The following is a 17,495-nucleotide window of genomic DNA, read 5'->3' as shown; positions in this document are numbered from 1 at the left end:
GCCTCGCCTGCAGGTCACCAGCGTCGCCCGGAGCGCATCGCTTGAACTTGGCTGATTCGCTCTTCCTGCTGACGCGCCTGGCAACCCTGGCGCTCTGCCTCGCCGCGATCCGCCAGTGCATCAAGGGCGCCCGCGATGATCGCCGCCACCCGGCGCGGCGGCTCCGCCTCGTCTTGGCGGCGGCGATGATGACGTCGATCGGCGGCCTCGCCATCTGGTCGGCGTTTCATGAGGTCAGCGAACGAGCCGAACTCCCTATTGCGGTCCTGGATTGGGCGTGGGCGATTTGCGACCTCAGCGCGCCGGCCTTCTTCCTGCTGGCCCTCAGGGCCTTTCGCGAGCGCGACGAGTTGGAGCGCCAACTGGCTCAGGCCGCGGAGCACGACCCCCTGACCGGCCTGCCCAACCGTGCCGGCCTCGCCGCCACCGCGCTTCCGGCGCTCGCGCAATGCTTCGCGCGCGGTGAGCCCGCCTCGCTGGCCTTGCTGGATATCGACCGCTTCAAGAGCGTGAACGACAACTGGGGCCACCCCGCCGGCGACGCCGTCCTGCGCCATGCGGCGGCGGTCATGGAAAAGTCCCGGCGGCAACAGGATATCGTGGCGCGTATCGGGGGCGAGGAGTTCCTTGTCATCCTGATCGGCGTCCACACCGCCGAGGCGCGCCCCATCGTCGAGCGCATCCGCGAAGCGATCCGCCAGGACGTGCCGCATCCGGGAGGCGATGGATATGCGGTGACCGTCTCCGCCGGCATCGCGCGGATCCATGCTCCGCACAATGAGGCCGTGGCCAACGCCGGGCGTGCGGCCGACGCCGCGCTCTACGAAGCCAAGGCGCAGGGTCGCGACCGCGCCATTCTCGCGCCCGACGATTTCGTGGCACCTCTGGACACTCCTGTCGCGGCGCCGCGTTGATTCCGGTGGCCGTGCCCCTTGCGCGGCTTCTAGGCTGACGGCTCTTCGGGAGATCGTGGATGGCGCATCGAAACGGATGGACAATCTTGCTGCTGGCGGCCGCCCTGCTGGCGCCGCTTGGCGCGAGCGGGCAAAGCTGGCCCGAACGGCCCGTGCGGATGATCGTCCCCTTCCCGCCCGGCGGCGGAACCGAGGCCATCGGCCGCCTCGTCGCGCAGCACTACCAGGAGGTCTTTGGCCAGCCCTTCGTCGTGGAAAGCCGCTCCGGCGCCTCGGGCTTACTGGGGACTGAGATGACGGCGCGCGCGGCGCCCGATGGCTACACCATCTCCATGACCGCCAGCGGCCCGCTCACCATCCTGCCGCAGATGATGCAGGCGGGGTACGATCCGGTCCGCAGCTTTGAGCATGTCTATCTGCCCTCGATCACGCCGCTGCTGATGGTGATGCCCAACAACCGCGCGCCGAACAGCATCGCGGAGTTCGTCCCCTGGGCGCAGGCGCGGCGGGGGCAGATCAACTACTGCTCCATCGGCGTCGCCTCGCCATCGCATCTTTCGGCCGAGATGTTCGCCCGCGCGACGGGCGTGGAAATGACTCATGTGCCGCATCGCGGCTCAGGCCCGGCTTTGCTGGACGTCATTGCCGGTCATTGCGATGTGCTCTTCGACAGCATGACCTCCTCCTCCGCGCATGTCAGGGCGGGGCGGCTCAAGGCGCTCGGCGTCTCGACGCGCGAGCGGCTGGCCTCCTGGCCCGAGATGCCGACTATCGCGGAGCAGGGCGTAGCCGGCTACGTCACGCAGACCTGGTCGGCCATCGTCGCGCCCGCGGGCACGCCCGCCGCCATCGTCGCGCGCCTGAACGAGGAAGGCCGCCGCTTCTCCGCCGGGCAGCGCGAGCGCGAGCGCACGATTGCCCAGGGCGGCCTGCCGGTGGACCTCTCGCCCACGCAGTTCCGAGAGTTCCTGCAGACCGAGATCGCCGCCTGGGGTGAGGTGATCCGCGCGGGGAACATCAAGGTCGACTGAATGCCCCGCCTCTCCTGGCTGGTGGCGCTCGCCGGCATCGCAGGCCTGTGCTGGTTCGCGCTTCGCATGCTGCCGCCGGAATGGGACCCGCGCGCGCCGCTGGACCTGACGGCCACGCCCAACCTCGTCACCTCCTTCAAGCTCGCCCGCGTGCGACGCGACCCGGCCTTCTGCCGCGCGGCCTTCGAGGCCTCGCGCATCCCGGTGACGCGCGTGCCCGACCGCGCCTCGGAGGTGGGCTGCGAGATCGGGAACGCGATGCGGCTGCCCAGCGCGCTGCGCGTCTCGCCCTCGACGCCCATCGTGACCTGTCCGGTCGCGGCGGCCTGGGTGCTGTATGAACGGAACGTGCTGCTGCCCGCCGGGATCACGGGCGTGGCGCATCTCGGCACCCATGCCTGCCGCAACGTGAACCACGCGGCAAGCGGCCGCCGCAGCCAGCACGCGACGGCCAATGCGATCGACATCGCGGGCTTCACGCGCGCCGGCGGTGAATGGCGCGTGGCACGGGATTGGGACCAGCCGGGCCTACGCGCGCTGCGCGACGGCGCCTGCCGGTCCTTCAACGCGGTGCTGAGCCCAGACTACAACGCCGCGCATCGCGACCACCTCCACCTCGACATGGGGCGGGCGCGCATCTGCCGCTAGGCGGTCACGGCCTCGGCGAACTCCGCGCGCACCTTGTCCGTATGCTCGCCCAGCGCGGGCACCGGGCCGTAGGAACGGGGGCCATCGCTGAAGCGCGCCGCAGGCGCCGCGACCGCAACCCGCCCCTTCTCCGTCTGCACCTCGACACGGCGCAGCGCCTTGTGCTGCGACAGGCCGTGGACGTTGTTCACGAAGCCGTAGGCGGTGTTCGCTTTCGCCAGGCGCGCGACGCATTCCTCGCGGCTGAGCGCGGCGAAGACCCCGGCGATATGCGCGTCCACCATCGGACGATTAGCCACGCGCTCCACATTGCGGCGATAGCCCTCGCGCTCGGTCAGCGATGGGTCCTGCATGAAATGCGTCGCGAACTGCGCCCATTCGCGCTCGTTCTGGATGGAGATGAGCACCAGCGAACCATCGGCGATCGCGAAGGCGCCATAAGGGCAGAGCGAGGGATGCGCGAGGCCGATGCGCTGCGGCTCCTTCCCCGTGCCTTCGAAGTAGAGCAGCGGCACGTTCATCCAATCCGCCATGCCGTCGAAGAGGCTGACGCCGATGCCCTTTCCCTTGCCGGTGATGCCGCGCTCGATCAGCGCCTCCAGCACCGCCGCATGCGCGTTCATGCCGCAGGCGATGTCGCAGGCCGAGACACCGACGCGGCCCGGGCCTTCCGGCCGGCCGGTGACGGAGGCGAGCCCGCTCTCGGCCTGGACCAGCAGGTCATAGGCCTTCATCCCGGCATACTCGCCCTCCTCGCCATAACCGCTGATATCCACGGTGATCAGGCGCGGATGCTTCGCGCGCAGCTCGGCGGCGCCGAAGCCCGCGCGGCCCATGGCCCCGGGTGCGAGGTTCTGGATGAAGACGTCCGCCTTGGAGAGAAGGTTCGCCAGCAGCGCCTTGTCGGCCGGCGACTTGATGTCCAGGCAGATGCTCTCCTTGCCGCGGTTCAGCCAGACGAAATAGGTCGCCATGCCGTTGCAGGCCGCATCGTAGCCGCGGGCGAAGTCGCCCTCCGCGCGCTCGATCTTGATCACGCGCGCGCCGGCATCGGCGAGTTTCATGGAGCAGAGCGGCGCTGCCACCGCCTGCTCCATCGCGACGACGAGAAGACCCGAGAGAGGCTTGTTCATAGTGTCCTGACTATCCTTCCTTTTCGATTCCGGCAGCGGCGAGGATGCGGCCCCAGCGCTCGCCCTCCGTGCGGATGAGCTCGGCCGCTGCTTCCGGCCCGCGCTCGGCGCCCCGGGGCGCGATGGCGGAATAGGTGGCGAAGCGCTGCTTCAGCGTCTCGTCCTCCAGCGCGAAACTCACGGCATCCGACAGCGCGAGGATCGCCTCGCGCGGGGTGCCGCGCGGCGCGGCCAGCAGGTTCCAGACCAGCAGGTCCAGCGTGGGCATGCCGGCCTCGGCCGCCGTCGGAACGTCGGGGATCTGCGCGAGGCGCTGCGTGCCGGTCACGGCCAGCGCCCGCGCGCCGCCCTGCGTGGCAGGGATGGCCGTGATGGCCTGGTCGACCACCACGTCCAGCACGCCCGCATGCAGGTCGTTGATGGCCGGGCCGCCGCCGCGATAGGGGATGAGATCCCCTGCCCCGCCGAGCGCCTGCACGGTCATGACGCCGCCCAGATGCAACGTGGTTCCCACGCCCGAGCTGCCGACGGTGAGCCGTCCGTTTCGCGCGCGTTCGCGCAGCTGCGCGATGCTGGTGATGCCCGATTGCCGGCTGACCAGCAGCACCATGGGATTCGTGCCGATCAGCCCCACCGGGCTGAAATCCTGCACCGGGTCATAGGTCAGCCGCTTGAAGAGGTGCGGGTTGAGCGCGAAGACGCCGATATGCCCGACGAGAAGGGTATGCCCGTCCGGCGCGCTGCGCGCGACGCGGGCGGCGGCGACCTGGCCCGAGCCGCCCGCCATGTTCTCGACCACCACCGATTGCCCGAGCTTCGCCGTCATCGGCCCGGCGATCAGCCGGCCCATCACGTCGGTGGCGCCGCCGGCGGCGAAGGGGATGAGCAGCGTCACGGTGCGGCTCGGCGACCAGGACTGCGCGATGGCCGGCGCCGCCAGCGACATGGAGCCAGCGGCGATCAGCGCGCGGCGTGAAATTACCTGCATGGATGTCTCCCCGGTTTGTTTTGGGAGAGCATGGCATCCGGCGCCGCTTCTGGCCAAGCAGCAGAGTTTCGCGGAGGATCGTTCCTTCACTCCGAAGAGGACGCCATGATCCAGCGCATTCCCGGCTCCGTCGCCACGCGCAGCCGCGCCGTAATTCACAACGGAACCGTCACGACCGTCACCACCTCGCCCGACAAGTCGGACTCCATGTACGAGCAGGTGAAGGGCGCGCTCGCCAACCTCGACAAGAACCTCGCCGATGCGGGCACGTCGAAGGCGAAGATCCTGACGGCGATCTGCTACTGCGCCGACATGTCCCGCAAGCCCGAGCTCAACAAGGCCTGGGACGAGTGGGTGGACATGTCCAACATCCCGATGCGGGCCGTCATCGGCGTGCAGCTCGAGGGCAAGGACCTCATCGAGATCGTCTGCACCGCGGTGGTGTGAGGGCGCCCGGGGGCGCCCCCTCCCCGAGTCAATGGTGATGCTGGTGCTCATGCTCTCCCGGGGGCATGGGCTGAGGCGCCGGGGCGCGGCGGGGCGCCCGTCGCGGCGCGGCGCGCGGCGCCTCGGGCTCGGCGGCCGGCGCCGCCACCGGCATGGCATGGGCGCCGTGGTGGCCCATCCCCTCCATCCCATGGACCATCGAGGGATCCACCTGGATGGCCGAGGCATCGCCCGCGTAGGCCTGCACCACCTTGGCCATCAGCGCGATCTCCTGCGTCTGGTCCGTGATGATGTCCACGTTCATGAGGCCCAGGAAGCCGTTCCGCGCGGCGGGGTCCGCGTGATAGGCGCGGGCCATCGCAACCGCCGCCTCGTGATGGATCGCCATCGCCTTGGCGTAGAGCACGTCGCGCTCCGAGACCGGTCCTATGGCGTCGCTGGCACCGGACGGCACCGGGGCGCGGATGAAGCGCTGCGCCTGCGTCAGCCCCTCTGTCGCGACCGGCTGCAGCACGATCCCGAAGGGCAGGTGCATCGGCGCCGCGTCGAGATTGGCGCGCACCTGGTCCAGCACGCCGATCTCGAAGCTCTGGTTCACCACGATGGCCCGGGCCAGCGCCTGGAGCAGCGGGCTGCGGCGGCCCGGGTCGGCCAGATACTCGCGGCTCATGCTCAGCGCGCCGGCGTGGTGCGGGCGCATGCCGTCCACATAGTCGCGGTCGACCTTCTGCGCCGCCTCCGAGCGCAGCGCGTACCAGGTGCTGGTGATCGTGGCGTCGCCTGGCTGGAGCGCGTCCTCGATCGCGGCCATGGCCGGGCTGGCGGCGAGCAGGGCGGCGGTGGCGAGCAGGACGGTACGGGACATGCGGGCAACTCCTTTCCGGGCCGCCGAAATGGCGGCACCGGCAGGGTTGGGGCCTGACCCTATGGGAAGGTCAAGCGCCCTCTCTCAGTAGCTGCGCGGCATGCCGAGGACATGCTCGCCGATGAAGCTGAGGATCAGGTTCGTGCTGATGGGCGCCACCTGGTAGAGTCGCGCCTCGCGGAACTTGCGCTCCACGTCGTATTCCTCGGCGAAGCCGAAGCCGCCATGGGTCTGCACGCACGCCTCGCCCGCCGCCCAGGCCGCGTCCGCCGCGAGCATCTTGGAGGTGTTGGCCTCCTCGCCGCAGGGCAGGCCGGCCTCGAACTTCTCCAGCCCCTTGTGCAGCAGCGCCTCGGCGGCGCGCATCTGGGCGTAGGCCTTGGCGATGGGGAACTGCACGCCCTGGTTCTGGCCGATGGGCCGGCCGAAGAGCACGCGCTCCTTTGCGTAGGCGACCGACTTCTGCGTGAACCACTTGGCGTCGCCGATGCTCTCCGAGGCGATGAGCAGGCGCTCGGCGTTCATGCCGTCCAGGATGTAGCGGAAGCCCTTGCCCTCGACGCCCACGAGGTTCTCGGCCGCAACCTCCATGTTGTCGAAGAACACTTCGCAGGAATTGTGATTCATCATCGTGCGGATGGGCCGGATGGTCAGGCCGTTGCCCAGCGCGGCACGCATGTCGACGATGAAGGTCGAAAGACCCTCCGTCTTCTTCGCCACCTGATCCTTCGGCGTGGTGCGGGCCAGCAGGAGCATGAGATCCGAGTGCTCGGCACGGCTGGTCCAGATCTTCTGGCCGTTCACGATGTACTTGTCGCCCTGCTTCACCGCCGTGGTGCGCAGATTGGTGGTGTCCGTGCCGCTGGTGGGCTCGGTGACGCCGAAGGCCTGCAGGCGGAGCGAGCCGTCGGCGATGCCGGGCAGGTAGCGCTCCTTCTGCGCGGGCGAGCCGTGCTTCAGGATCGTGCCCATGATGTACATCTGCGCGTGGCAGGCGGCGCCGTTGCAGCCCTCGGCATGGATGGTCTCGAGGATCGCGGAGGCCGCCGAGAGGCCGAGGCCCGCGCCGCCGAACTCCTCGGGGATGAGCGCGCCGAGGTAGCCGGCCTCGGTCAGCGCCGTCACGAACTCGGTGGGATAGCCGCGGCGCGCGTCGAGCTCGCGCCAGTACTCCCCTGGGAAGCGGGCGCAGAGCTTGCGCACCTCCTCGCGGATCTCGGCATGCGGGAGCGGGTTGGTGACGGCGTCCATGGGGAACCTTTTCGTGACACGGGCAGGCGATGGTCGCGCGGGAACCTGCTCCCCGTCGACCATCGTGGAAAATACAATTCCGGCCTTTCACCTATGCCGGATTTATATGGGCGCCCAGGAGCTGGCCTTCCCAGATCCCTTCGCGGACCATGGAAGCGACCTCCTGCCGCAGCACCTGCTCGAAGCGCCGCACGGCATTGGAAGCCTGGCGCCCCAGCGGCTGCGCCACGACCAGCTTGCGCGAGAGGCTCGGCTCGATGATCGGCGCGGCCCCCAGCAGCCCGGCTGCGACCTCGTCATGGACCGAGGCGGGCGGGAGGATGGTGGAACCCAGGCCGCGCTGGACCAGCCCCTTCAGCACCTGGAGCGCATCGGCCTCCACCGCGATCTGCAGGGCGATGCCATGGGCGCGGGCCTCGCGCTCGATGAGGCGGCGCAACCCGTGCTGGGGCCCGGGCAGCACCAGCTTCTCCCGCGCCGCCTCGGCGAAGGGAATGGCGTGGTGCGGCGCCGGCGAGGCGCCGCCCGGGGTGACGAGGCAGAGGCTTTCCACCAGCAGCGGCGAGAGGCGCATGCTGGCATTGGCCTCGGTCCCGTAGACCACCGCGATATCCACCTCCCCGGCATGAAGCCAGTCGAGCAGGTAGCCGCTGAAGGCCGGGACGGCGCGCAGCGTGACCTCCGGGTACTGCGCCATGAAGCGCTCGATGAGGCGGGTGGCGAGAATGTCGCCGACCGTCGGCGGCATGCCGAAGACCACGCGGCCGCGCACGGCCCCGGCCTCCTGGTTGAGGTCGGCCCGGGTCTCCTCGAGCTGGCGGAGGATGTTGCCCGCCCGGGCCCGAAGGAGCTCGCCAGCCGCCGTCAGCGCCATGCCCCGGCCATGCCGGTCGAAGAGCGAGACCTTCAACTCCTCCTCCAGCATGCGGATCTGCCGGCTCAGCGCGGGCTGAGCGATCCGAAGCCGGTCCGACGCCTTGCTGAGGCTGCCGAGGTCCGCGACCTGGATGAAGGTGTTGAGCTGCCGAAGGTCCATGTCGCCATCCAATTCCGGCATATCTTTTCAATCAAGCTTGTATTTCTGGCAATCCTCAGTGGCGCCTAGCTTCCGGGCCGGACAAGCCGAGGAACCCATGGATATCGCCCAAACCACCCTTCCCTGGCGGGAGGAGGTCTTTGCCGTGCTCAAGAGCGCGGGCGTGAAGCACGTCGCCTATGTGCCCGATGCCGGGCATTCCACCGCGATCCGCCTCGCCGAGGCCGACCCGGACATCAGCGCGGTGGTGCTGACGACCGAGGAGGAAGGCGTTGGCTACCTCGCTGGCGCCTGGCTCGGCGGCGAGCGCGGGGCGCTGCTCATGCAATCGAGCGGCGTGGGGAATTGCATCAACACGCTGGCCTTGCCCGCCGTCGCGCGCCTGCCCCTGCTGATGGTTGTGACCATGCGCGGCGACTGGGCGGAGTTCAACAATTGGCAGAACCCGATGGGCCAGGCGACCGAGGCGGCGCTGAAGCTCATGGGCGTGATGGTCTGGCGCGCCGACCGTCCCGAGGATGTGGGCCCGCTCCTGCGCGGCGCCGCCACCATGGCCTTCGAGGGCGACGCCGCCTGCGCGGTGCTGCTCGGCCAGAGGCTCATCGGTGAGAAGGAGTGGCTGAAGTGAGCGCGGGCGGACATCTCGACCGGCGGCAGGCGGTCGCCGAGCTCCTGAAGGATCGCGGCGACCTGCTGGTGGTGACGGGCCTCGGCTCGCCCTCCTACGACGTGATGGCGGCGGGCGACGACGACAGGAACTACTATCTCTGGGCCGCCATGGGCAGCGCGGCGATGGTCGGGCTCGGCCTCGCCGCGGCCCAGCCGGAGCGGCCGGTGCTGGTGATCACCGGCGATGGCGAGCAGCTGATGGGGCTCGGCGCGCTCGCCACCATCGCGCTGCGGCGCCCGCGCAACCTCTCGATCGTGGTGCTGGACAACGGGCATTTCGGCGAGACGGGAATGCAGCCGAGCCATGCGGGACAGGGAATCGAGCTCGCCTCGGTCGCGGCCGCCTGCGGCTTCCCGGTGACGGAGACCATCACCGAGGAAGCAGGCATCGCGGCGCTACGCGGGCGGATCCATGCCCGCGAGGGGCTCAGCTTCGCCACCGTGAAGATCGCAGCCGTGAACGCGGCCCGTGCCCTGCCGCCTCGCGACGGCGTACAAGTGAAGAACCGCTTCCGCGCGGCGCTGGGCTTCGCCACGGCGTAGGAGGCTGGACGCGGCGGCCCATGCGTCGCAGGCTTCCCGTAACGACAGGGGAGGACTGCCGCATGAACCGCCGCACCGCCATGGCCGGAGGGCTCGCTGCCCCGGCCCTCGCCGCCATGCCCGCCGCCGCGCAGGGCGGCGGCAAGACCTTCGTCCTGCTGCACGGCGCCTGGCACGGCGGCTGGTGCTGGCGCGACGTGGCGGACGGGCTGCGGGCCCAGGGCCACCGCGTGCTCGTCCCGACCCAAACGGGCCTCGGCGAGCGCAAGCACCTCATGTCCCGCGACATCACGCTGGACACCTTCGTCACGGATGTCGTGAACGTGCTGGAGGCGGAGGAACTGCAGGACGTCATCCTCGTCGGCCACAGCTTCGGCGGCAGCGGCATCTCGGGCGCCGCCGACCGTGTCCCCGAACGCATCCGCCACCTGGTCTATCTCGATGCGCTGATGCTGGAGGGCGGGCAGAGCCCGTTCGGCATGCTGCCGCCCGATGTGGTGGAGGCGCGCCGGCGGCTGGTGCACGAGCAAGGCGAAGGCACGTTCATCCCGGCCCCGCCGCCCAGCGCCTTCGGCATCGCCGAGAGCCATCCCGGTACCGGATGGGTGCGCCGCCGGCTCACCCCCCATCCGGTGGGCACCTATGAAAGCCAGCTGACGCTGCGCAACCCGGTCGGGAACGGGCGGCCGCGGACCTATATCCATTGCACGAACCCGAACTACGCGGCGCTCGAAGCCTCGCGCCAATGGGTGAGGCGGCAGCAGGGCTGGAACTGGATGGAGATCGCGACGGGGCACGACGCCATGGTCACGGCCGCGCCGGAGCTGACGCGGATGCTGGCGGCGATCGGGTGATCCGCGGGGGAACGCCCTTCAACCCGTCGCGTCCGCGCTGACTTTCGCGCGGACGCTTTCGTAGAAGCGCTGGTTGCCGACATTGCCTGGCGCGGCCTTCATGGCCTGCTCCGCGTGCGGAAGTGCCTCGGCATGCCGGTCGAGCTTGACCAGGGCCGTGGCGTAGCTCCGATGCAACCGAGGATCGAGGGGGGAGAGAGCGAGGGCTTGGCGAAAGCTCTCGGCAGCATCCTCGTGGCGTTCAAGGCGCATCTCCGCATCGCCTTGCAGGCGCCACTCGCCCTGGGCGATGGCCTTTCGTTCGTGTAATGGCTTCAAGGCCTTGATAACATCCTCGAAGCGCTCGAGCTTGAAAAGCGCCTTCGCCAGGCGCGGGGCAACCCGCAAAGGCTCGAGACCCGCTTGGAGAGCTTCCGCCCAAATCTCTGCGGCGCGGTTCCAATCGCCCTCGCGTTCGGCGCGTGTCGCTTCGCCAAATGCCGCGACAAATCCCTCCAACTCGATGGCGGGCTTCTGGCTGCGATAGTGAGCGGCACGACCCGGCTCACCGAGAATCTCGAACACCCGCCCCAATTCCTCCATCGCAGGCGAGGCAACAGCTACCATCAGGGCGGCTTCACAGGCTGCCGACACGGCACGCTCTCGAAGGCCTGCATGATGCAGGAGCACAGCCGACGCCAAAAGAAGCGCCAACGACGGCCCCACGTGCGAAACGGCCCGGGCTTTGGCCTGGAAGGCTGCGGCCCAGGTTTCGATGTTGCCTTCGGCGCGCATCAAGGGCACCGCGGCATCGAGATCGGCCATCAGAGTAGCCTGCGCGAAGTAGGTTGGCTCCTGCAGGAGCAAGTCAAACAGCGCGAGGCCCTCTGGCGCATGACCGTCCCGTACACACTGCAGCATCATGGCACGCAGGCACACACGGTCCACGATCGGCTGCTCATCCAGAAGTGTACGGGCAAGGAAATGCAGGTCATGGAAGCGACCTTCGGCAAGCGCATGTTCCGCCTCACGCAATCGCTGCTTGCGCTGCGTATCCTTTGGATCGTCCAGAAAGCGCCGGATCATCCAAAGCGGCACCGGCCGACGCCGCCGCGTTGCGACATAGATAAGGCGCTGCAGCTGGGCGCCGGGCTTCCGGCGTCTGTGGATCTCGCTCTGGAAGGCCGCCACGTCGAAATCCGGTTGCATGACCTCGCGTACCAGGCGGGAACCAAGACCGATCCTGACCAGGAACTGCAGCACGGCATGGCCGACAAAGGGGACCGTCAACTGCTGCACAGGCCGCAGTGCCTCAATCACCCTCATATGAGCCATGTCTGTCGGGTTGCGCGGATCGATCACCACGATCAACTGGGCCTCACGGTCCAGTCGGCCGGCGATATCATCATGGATGAACCCGTACTCGGCACTGACGCGCCCCCAGGCTTCCGTATAGCGTTGGTCCTCGGGCGGCCTCCCCTCGCCCACGACGGCCTGCGGAGCACAGACCAGAATGGTATCCGGCCGCAGCGCGCCTGACGTGATAAGCGCGCCATAGCCGCCCATGCTAGCTCCGTAGAGCAGAACCCTCGGGAATTCCCTAGTTACCTCCTGGATCCGATCCAGGGCTTCAGGGAGGTCCGGGTACTGGAACCAGTCATAGCCCGCCCCACCCACAGCGATACAGTTGATGCGCAGCCGCTTGGCCATCCGCAGCATGGAGGCCTCACGCGGCAGATTCATCGGCGCGAATTCGACACAGATCGGCGCTGACCGGTCGAAGATCAGCGCACTCACCTGCAGCCGGGGAGAGGAGTAGAGCTCCCGATAGTCCGTGATCAGGTTCTCGTTCGACATCCCGCCGCCCACGCTGTTCAGCGCCGATCCTGGCGGCCCAAACTCGCAGGTGCAACAAGTGCCTCTGTCGGGGCGAGGCTAGTCCGCCTGCACCTGATTCTCTGTCACCACCTTGCCCCAGATGGCAATCTGGCGGTCCAGGAAAGCCTTCAGCTCGTCCGGTCCCGCCAGAGCCAGTCGCGCCTGCTGCGTCTCCGTCATGGTCCGGGCCACGCGCTCCTCGCGGAAGCTCTCGCGCAGGGCCTCGGCCATGCGCTGCTTCATGGCTTCAGGCGTGCCGTGCGGCGCGAAGACGCCCCACCAGGCCTCGGCCTCCAGGCCAGGGAAGCCGCTTTCCGCCGCCGTCGGCACGTCGCGCAGGGCGGGCAGGCGCTCCGGGCCGAACTGCACCACCGGGCGCAGGTTCCCGGCCGAAATCTGCGGGGCCACTAGGGCCGCGCTGCCGATCATCATCTCGATATGGCCGGCCACGGTGTCATTCACGGCGAGCCCGCCGCCGCGATACGGCAGGTGCGCCATTCGCACGCCGGCCCGCGCGCCCAGCAGCACCATCGTCAGATGGCCGAGCGTCCCATTGCCCGTGCTGCCATAGTTGATCGTATCCGGCCGCGCCCGGGCCGCATTCACGATGTCGGCCAGCGTGCGGTACGGCTTGTCCGGCCGAACGGCGATGACATAGGGCGCACCGCCGATCAGCAGCACGGGGTCGAGGTCACCCGTCAGGTTGAAGGGCAGGCTCGGGAGCAACGCGGGAAGCGTCGCGTGGCTGTCGAAGGTCAGCAGCCAGGTATTCCCGTCGGGCCGCGCCTGCGCGACGGCCGCCGTTCCCAGCGAGCCCGCGGCACCGGAACGGTTCTCGACCACCACCGGGACGCCGAGCCGCTGCGTCAGGCCGGGTGTCGCCAGCCGCGCCACGGCGTCCGTGGAACCGCCCGCCGCGAAAGGCACGACGATGCGGATGGAGCCCGAGGGCCAGCTCTGCGCGGCAGCGAGTGCGGGCGCGGCAAGCGGTGCTGCGACAAGGGCGCGGCGCGAGATCTTCATTCGTCGTTTCCTCCAGGCAGGCCGCGGCGGCGGGCGCCGCAACCTTCTGCAGGAAAGCTAACGCATCCTTGGACGGGGCGAAAACCCGTGCGGGTCAGACCGCCAGCAAGTGCTTCTCGATCTGATCCAGCGGCATGCCGGTGAGGTCCTTGTTGATCTCGCCCTGCAGGATCTGGCGCACGTGCGGCGAGAGCTTCTCCCGCAGCACGCCGAGCGCGCGCGGCGGGGCGGCGAGGATCAGGTGCTTCACGCCCTCCTGCCTCACCAGCCGGTCCAGCGCCGCCGCCGTACGGCCGAGGAAATCGGCCTCGGCCTGGTCGTGCAGATCCGTCTCCTCCGTCGCGCTGCGCGCCGTGCCGTTGGAGGCGTGGACACGTCCGGGCCGGTCCGTCCCGAGCTCGCGCGTCGGCGGCGCGGGTTCCTCGAAGACATCGACCCTTCTGAGGCTCGGCGTGATCGCGTCACCCTCGTTTCGCAGCATCAGCGCCTTCGCGCCATCGCAGACGAGAACCCAGGCATCGCTCGGAAGCCGCAGCGGCATGTCCACCTCCTGTCTTGTTCTTTGCCAGAGGTGGTGTCCGCTGCGGCCGCAGTCAACGCTCGGGGCGCACCCCCATGGCCACGGTACGCTCATCCATCCGCGGCTCGTGCGAAAGCCCGCGCCGCAGCGCCCAGGTATTGGTCAGCTGAACGAGCTGGATCATCGGCACCTCCTCCGCGTAGCGCGCCGTGAGCTGCCGCCAGAGCGCGTCCCGCGCCTCGTCATCCATGGTGGAGGATGCGCGCGCCGTCAGCTCGTCAAACTCAGCGCTGGAGAAACGGGCGTTATTGTTGGCCCCAGTCAACTTCTGCCGGTCATGCGTCGAGACGATGTTGACCAGGTAGTTCGACGCCTCGCCGGTCGAGCTGCCCCAGGCGCCGATCTGCATCGCGAACTCGACGCGCGCGCGCCGCGGCACGAAGGCCGTCCACGGCATGGCCTCCACCTGCACCCGGACACCGATGCGCGTCCACATCTGCGCCACCGCCTGCGTCAGACGCGCATCATTCGGCCAGCGGTCGTTGGGCGTATGGACGGTCAGCCGGAAACCTTCGGGATAGCCGGCCTCGGCCAGCAGGCGCTTGGCAGCGTCCGGGTCAAAGGGCATGGGACGTACGTCGGGATTGTAGCCGAAGGCGCCCTCCGGCAGCCATTGCGCCGTCGAGACCGAGGCGCCTTCCATGACGCGCTCCACCAGCGCATCGCGGTTGATCGCCATGGAAAGGGCGCGACGCACCCGCACGTCACGGAACGGGTTGCGCGGCAGCGGCGCGCCCGCATGGTCGGTGATCAGCGGCGTGCCGCCGTCGCGGGAAAAGTCAGGCGCCATGTAGACGGTGCGCAGGCTCGCGATCTCCGTCACCCGGAGGCGCGGCTCCCGCCGCAGCCGCGCGAGGTCACTCGTGGGGATCTGCTCGATCATATCCACGTCACCGGCGAGCAGCGCCGCCGTACGGCCCGCATCGTTCAGGATCATGCGGTAGTTCACGCGCTCCCACGGCTCGCGCCCTCCCCAATAGCCGTCATGGCGCGAGAGCTCCACGCGGTCGCCCGCGCGGTAGGAGACGAGGCGGTAGGGACCGGTGCCGATCGCGGCGCGGCCGGTGTTGTAGTCCTCGGTCGTCATGCCTTCCCCCGCATGGCGGGAGATGATGGAGACCGAAGCGAAATCCAGCGGCAGCAGCGGATGTGGGCGGCTGGTATGGATTCGCAGAGTCAGCGGATCCTTCACCTCGACGCGGGAAATGGCGCGCAGGAAGCCGCCGAAGCCACCGGGGCTATTGGGCACGTTGGGCACGCGCTGGAAGGTGAAGACGACATCGTCCGCCGTAAACGGCCGCCCATCATGCCAGGTGACGCCGGGGCGGAGCTTGAATTCCCACTCCGTCTCCGAGATCGCGCGCCAGCTCTCGGCCAGCGCCGGCCGCATCCGGGAACGCCCGTCGCGCTCCACCAGCCGGTCGAAGATGTGCATGGTGAGGGCGTTGTTGGGCCCGAGATTGTGGAAATGCGGGTCGGTCGTCGTGACCGGCGCCCCGGCGCCGATGGTGAGCGTCTGCGCCGACGCGGCGGCACAGAACCCGAGACCCGCCAGGGCCATGGAAAGCTTGCGGAACATCTTCATCCCCTTTTGCCGGGGACGGTAACAAGCCTCGCGTCGAGAAGCTATTCGCCTTCGCTACGCACGCGCTGGCTCACCACGGTGCGCGCGGGGCCGGAGGGCGCCTTGATGGGAATGGAGCGCACCTTCACCTCCGGGATGGGACGCTGCAGGTCGATATGCAGCAGCCCGCTGTCCAGATGCGCGCCCTCGACCTCGATACCCTCAGCCAGCACGAAGGCACGCTGGAACTGCCGGGCGGCGATGCCGCGATGGATGAAGATGCGCCCGTCGCTGTCGTCTCGCTGGCGTCCGCGGATGACGAGCTGGTTGTCCTCCTGCGTGATCGCGAGGTCGTCCATCGAGAAGCCTGCGACGGCCAGGGTGATGCGCAGCCGCGCCTCGCCCGTCGCCTCGATGTTGTAGGGCGGATACCCATCGGCGCTCTTCTGCACGCGGTCGAGCATCTGCTCGAGATGGTCGAAACCGAGAAACAAGGGCGAGCCGAACACCGATGAACGCGACATGAAGCCTCCTGCAGGGAGCGAGGGCGACCGTCACCCCTGAAAAGGCAGCGCCGGACCCCGCAGAATTGGCCCGCAGGCCCCGCCGTTGCAAGCCTGGGGTCGCGGCGCTACCTCCCTGGGCAGCATGACCGACGAAAAACTCCCCATCCTGCTGGTTCCGGACAAGCGGCTGCGCCTTAAGGCGCGCCCGGTGGGGCCGGCCGACCAGGACGCGGTGCGCGCGCTCGCGCCCCGCATGCTGGCCACCATGTATGCCGCCCCCGGCATCGGCCTGGCGGCGCCGCAGATCGGCTCCGACCTCCGGCTGATCGTGGTGGACGTGGCCGGCAAGGAGGAGACGCCCGCGCCCATGGTGCTGGTGAACCCCGAGATCACGGCCGCCAGCACCCAGACGGATATCCGCGAGGAAGGCTGCCTCTCCCTCCCCGGCCAATATGCCGATGTGGAGCGCCCGGCCCGCATCAAGCTGCGCTGGCTGGAGCTGGATGGCACGAAGCGCGAGATGGAGGCCGATGGGCTGCTGGGCGTCTGCCTGCAGCACGAGATCGACCACCTGAACGGCGTCCTCTTCGTGGATCATCTCTCGGCGCTGAAGCGGAACATGATGCTGCGGAAGCTGGCCAAGGACCTGAAGTCCCGGACGAGGGATGACTGAGCGCCTCCGTCTCGCCTTCATGGGCAGTCCGGATTTCTCGGTCCCTGCCCTGCGCGCGCTCCACGCCGCCGGCCACGAGATCGCCTGCGTCTACGCCCAGCCACCCCGCCCCGCCGGGCGCGGCCAGCAGGAAACCCCCTGCCCTGTCCATCGCGCGGCGCTGGAGCTGGGCCTGCCCGTCCGCACCCCCGCCCGCGTCAAGCGCGACACGGCCGAGCACGAAGCCTTCGCGGCACTGGACCTCGATGCCGCGGTGGTGGCCGCCTATGGGCTGATCCTACCCCTGCCGATTCTGGAGGCGCCACGACGGGGCTGCCTCAACATCCACGCCTCGCTGCTGCCGCGCTGGCGCGGGGCGGCGCCGATCCACGCCGCCATCCTGCATGGCGACGCCGAGAGCGGCGTCACCATCATGCGGATGGAGGAAGGGCTCGACACCGGCCCCATGCTGCTGAAAGGCACCGTCCCGCTGGGACCGCGCGCCACGACGGCGGAGCTCCACGACGCGCTGGCGGGGATGGGCGCCAATCTGATCCTGCGCGCCCTGGACGAGAATCCCCCCGCCATCCCCCAGCCCGAGGAAGGCGCGACCTACGCCCCCAAGCTCACCAAGGCCGACGGGCTGCTGGACTGGTCGCAGCCCGCCGCGTCGCTGGATGCCCGGGTCCGGGCCATGAACCCCTGGCCGGGCGCCTATTTCCCGCATGGCCGCGAATCCCTGCGGGTCCTCGCGGCCGAACCGGCCCCTGGCACCGGCGCGCCGGGCGAGGTCCTGGCGGGTCCCGCGCTCACGGTCGCCTGCGGCGAGGGCGCGCTGCGCCTGACCCGCCTGCAGCGACCCGGACGCGGCGCCATGGACGCGGACGCCTTCCTGCGCGGCTATCCCCTCCCCCCCGGGACGCGACTGGGCTGA

The 17,495-nt window shown here is 69.3% G+C and carries 19 protein-coding genes; 9 read left to right on the top strand and 10 right to left on the bottom strand.

Annotated features, from left to right (window positions below; genetic code table 11):
• Positions 1-41: 41 nt before the first annotated feature.
• The 3 genes from WJM96_RS16755 (at position 42) to WJM96_RS16745 (ending at position 2,593) form a co-directional block, all read left to right on the top strand.
• Positions 42-914 (top strand): GGDEF domain-containing protein, encoded by an 873-nt coding sequence (locus tag WJM96_RS16755; protein WP_424813676.1) that lies wholly within the window; start codon positions 42-44, stop codon positions 912-914.
• An 86-nt stretch (positions 915-1,000) separates the two neighbouring features.
• Entirely contained in the window at positions 1,001-1,945 is a 945-nt protein-coding gene (locus WJM96_RS16750) for a Bug family tripartite tricarboxylate transporter substrate binding protein (protein ID WP_424813675.1), read from the top strand.
• Positions 1,946-2,593 (top strand): extensin family protein, encoded by a 648-nt coding sequence (locus WJM96_RS16745; RefSeq protein ID WP_424813674.1) that lies wholly within the window; start codon positions 1,946-1,948, stop codon positions 2,591-2,593. It abuts the gene before it with no gap.
• Here the strand turns inward: WJM96_RS16745 and WJM96_RS16740 are convergent.
• Positions 2,590-3,726, bottom strand: a complete 1,137-nt coding sequence (locus WJM96_RS16740) for a CaiB/BaiF CoA transferase family protein (protein WP_424813673.1) — start codon at positions 3,724-3,726, stop codon at positions 2,590-2,592. The two genes, WJM96_RS16745 and WJM96_RS16740, sit on opposite strands and share 4 nt — an antisense overlap.
• Positions 3,727-3,736: 10 nt before the next feature.
• Positions 3,737-4,714, bottom strand: a complete 978-nt coding sequence (locus tag WJM96_RS16735) for a Bug family tripartite tricarboxylate transporter substrate binding protein (RefSeq protein WP_424813672.1) — start codon at positions 4,712-4,714, stop codon at positions 3,737-3,739.
• Positions 4,715-4,819: 105 nt separating this feature from the next.
• On the opposite strand from WJM96_RS16735, the gene WJM96_RS16730 reads away from it, so the two are divergent.
• Complete coding sequence (locus WJM96_RS16730) at positions 4,820-5,161, top strand: Rid family hydrolase (RefSeq protein WP_424813671.1); 342 nt, start codon at positions 4,820-4,822, stop codon at positions 5,159-5,161.
• Between the two features lie 28 nt (positions 5,162-5,189).
• On the opposite strand, the gene WJM96_RS16725 is transcribed toward WJM96_RS16730, so the two are convergent.
• The 3 genes from WJM96_RS16725 to WJM96_RS16715 all read right to left on the bottom strand — a co-directional run bounded on the left by WJM96_RS16725 (position 5,190) and on the right by WJM96_RS16715 (position 8,313).
• The gene (locus WJM96_RS16725) at positions 5,190-6,026 is read right to left on the bottom strand and encodes a DUF305 domain-containing protein (protein ID WP_424813670.1); all 837 of its coding nucleotides are present in this window, start codon (positions 6,024-6,026) and stop codon (positions 5,190-5,192) included.
• 84 nt (positions 6,027-6,110) lie between these two features.
• The gene (locus WJM96_RS16720) at positions 6,111-7,277 is read right to left on the bottom strand and encodes an acyl-CoA dehydrogenase family protein (RefSeq protein WP_424813669.1); all 1,167 of its coding nucleotides are present in this window, start codon (positions 7,275-7,277) and stop codon (positions 6,111-6,113) included.
• Between the two features lie 91 nt (positions 7,278-7,368).
• On the bottom strand, positions 7,369-8,313 hold the full coding sequence (locus tag WJM96_RS16715; protein WP_424813668.1) for a LysR family transcriptional regulator: 945 nt from the start codon (positions 8,311-8,313) through the stop codon (positions 7,369-7,371).
• A 97-nt stretch (positions 8,314-8,410) separates the two neighbouring features.
• Here WJM96_RS16715 and WJM96_RS16710 point away from each other — a divergent pair, with 97 nt between their 5' ends.
• The 3 genes from WJM96_RS16710 (at position 8,411) to WJM96_RS16700 (ending at position 10,379) form a co-directional block, all read left to right on the top strand.
• Positions 8,411-8,941 (top strand): thiamine pyrophosphate-binding protein, encoded by a 531-nt coding sequence (locus tag WJM96_RS16710; protein ID WP_424813667.1) that lies wholly within the window; start codon positions 8,411-8,413, stop codon positions 8,939-8,941.
• On the top strand, positions 8,938-9,525 hold the full coding sequence (locus WJM96_RS16705; RefSeq protein ID WP_424813666.1) for a thiamine pyrophosphate-dependent enzyme: 588 nt from the start codon (positions 8,938-8,940) through the stop codon (positions 9,523-9,525). Before WJM96_RS16710 ends, WJM96_RS16705 begins: the two co-directional genes overlap by 4 nt.
• A gap of 62 nt (positions 9,526-9,587) precedes the next feature.
• Entirely contained in the window at positions 9,588-10,379 is a 792-nt protein-coding gene (locus WJM96_RS16700) for an alpha/beta fold hydrolase (RefSeq protein ID WP_424813665.1), read from the top strand.
• Between the two features lie 18 nt (positions 10,380-10,397).
• Here WJM96_RS16700 and WJM96_RS16695 read toward each other — a convergent pair whose 3' ends face one another.
• From WJM96_RS16695 to WJM96_RS16675, 5 genes are all read right to left on the bottom strand, one after another.
• Complete coding sequence (locus tag WJM96_RS16695; protein WP_424813664.1) at positions 10,398-12,215, bottom strand: tetratricopeptide repeat protein; 1,818 nt, start codon at positions 12,213-12,215, stop codon at positions 10,398-10,400.
• 78 nt (positions 12,216-12,293) lie between these two features.
• Positions 12,294-13,259 carry a Bug family tripartite tricarboxylate transporter substrate binding protein gene (locus WJM96_RS16690; protein ID WP_424813663.1) on the bottom strand — a complete coding sequence of 322 codons (966 nt, stop codon included), beginning with the start codon at positions 13,257-13,259 and terminating at the stop codon, positions 12,294-12,296.
• Between the two features lie 94 nt (positions 13,260-13,353).
• Complete coding sequence (locus WJM96_RS16685) at positions 13,354-13,800, bottom strand: host attachment protein (RefSeq protein ID WP_424813662.1); 447 nt, start codon at positions 13,798-13,800, stop codon at positions 13,354-13,356.
• Positions 13,801-13,852: 52 nt separating this feature from the next.
• The gene (locus tag WJM96_RS16680) at positions 13,853-15,418 is read right to left on the bottom strand and encodes an ABC transporter substrate-binding protein (protein WP_424813661.1); all 1,566 of its coding nucleotides are present in this window, start codon (positions 15,416-15,418) and stop codon (positions 13,853-13,855) included.
• A 47-nt stretch (positions 15,419-15,465) separates the two neighbouring features.
• Positions 15,466-15,927 (bottom strand): Hsp20 family protein, encoded by a 462-nt coding sequence (locus WJM96_RS16675; RefSeq protein ID WP_424813660.1) that lies wholly within the window; start codon positions 15,925-15,927, stop codon positions 15,466-15,468.
• 124 nt (positions 15,928-16,051) lie between these two features.
• Here WJM96_RS16675 and def point away from each other — a divergent pair, with 124 nt between their 5' ends.
• Together def and fmt are read left to right on the top strand one after the other, a co-directional pair.
• Positions 16,052-16,582, top strand: coding sequence for a peptide deformylase (gene def, locus WJM96_RS16670; protein ID WP_424813659.1), 531 nt, complete (start codon positions 16,052-16,054; stop codon positions 16,580-16,582).
• Positions 16,575-17,495 carry a methionyl-tRNA formyltransferase gene (gene fmt / locus WJM96_RS16665; protein ID WP_424813658.1) on the top strand — a complete coding sequence of 307 codons (921 nt, stop codon included), beginning with the start codon at positions 16,575-16,577 and terminating at the stop codon, positions 17,493-17,495. The genes def and fmt overlap by 8 nt, the downstream gene beginning before the upstream one ends.

Source organism: Roseococcus sp. YIM B11640 (genome assembly GCF_049727625.1).
Taxonomy (GTDB): domain Bacteria; phylum Pseudomonadota; class Alphaproteobacteria; order Acetobacterales; family Acetobacteraceae; genus Roseococcus.
This window is presented reverse-complemented; position numbering and strand designations above follow the sequence as displayed.

What these genes read in the sequence shown, in the direction of transcription:
- WJM96_RS16675 (WP_424813660.1), bottom strand. Translation starts at nt 15,927, where the DNA reads ATGTCGCGTTCATCGGTGTTCGGCTCGCCCTTGTTTCTCGGTTTCGAC.
- WJM96_RS16700 (WP_424813665.1), top strand. Translation starts at nt 9,588, where the DNA reads ATGAACCGCCGCACCGCCATGGCCGGAGGGCTCGCTGCCCCGGCCCTC.
- WJM96_RS16725 (WP_424813670.1), bottom strand. Translation starts at nt 6,026, where the DNA reads ATGTCCCGTACCGTCCTGCTCGCCACCGCCGCCCTGCTCGCCGCCAGC.
- WJM96_RS16745 (WP_424813674.1), top strand. Translation starts at nt 1,946, where the DNA reads ATGCCCCGCCTCTCCTGGCTGGTGGCGCTCGCCGGCATCGCAGGCCTG.
- WJM96_RS16680 (WP_424813661.1), bottom strand. Translation starts at nt 15,418, where the DNA reads ATGTTCCGCAAGCTTTCCATGGCCCTGGCGGGTCTCGGGTTCTGTGCC.
- WJM96_RS16710 (WP_424813667.1), top strand. Translation starts at nt 8,411, where the DNA reads ATGGATATCGCCCAAACCACCCTTCCCTGGCGGGAGGAGGTCTTTGCC.
- WJM96_RS16715 (WP_424813668.1), bottom strand. Translation starts at nt 8,313, where the DNA reads ATGGACCTTCGGCAGCTCAACACCTTCATCCAGGTCGCGGACCTCGGC.
- WJM96_RS16740 (WP_424813673.1), bottom strand. Translation starts at nt 3,726, where the DNA reads ATGAACAAGCCTCTCTCGGGTCTTCTCGTCGTCGCGATGGAGCAGGCG.
- WJM96_RS16685 (WP_424813662.1), bottom strand. Translation starts at nt 13,800, where the DNA reads ATGCCGCTGCGGCTTCCGAGCGATGCCTGGGTTCTCGTCTGCGATGGC.
- WJM96_RS16720 (WP_424813669.1), bottom strand. Translation starts at nt 7,277, where the DNA reads ATGGACGCCGTCACCAACCCGCTCCCGCATGCCGAGATCCGCGAGGAG.
- def (WP_424813659.1), top strand. Translation starts at nt 16,052, where the DNA reads ATGACCGACGAAAAACTCCCCATCCTGCTGGTTCCGGACAAGCGGCTG.
- WJM96_RS16730 (WP_424813671.1), top strand. Translation starts at nt 4,820, where the DNA reads ATGATCCAGCGCATTCCCGGCTCCGTCGCCACGCGCAGCCGCGCCGTA.
- WJM96_RS16690 (WP_424813663.1), bottom strand. Translation starts at nt 13,259, where the DNA reads ATGAAGATCTCGCGCCGCGCCCTTGTCGCAGCACCGCTTGCCGCGCCC.
- WJM96_RS16695 (WP_424813664.1), bottom strand. Translation starts at nt 12,215, where the DNA reads ATGTCGAACGAGAACCTGATCACGGACTATCGGGAGCTCTACTCCTCT.
- WJM96_RS16735 (WP_424813672.1), bottom strand. Translation starts at nt 4,714, where the DNA reads ATGCAGGTAATTTCACGCCGCGCGCTGATCGCCGCTGGCTCCATGTCG.
- fmt (WP_424813658.1), top strand. Translation starts at nt 16,575, where the DNA reads ATGACTGAGCGCCTCCGTCTCGCCTTCATGGGCAGTCCGGATTTCTCG.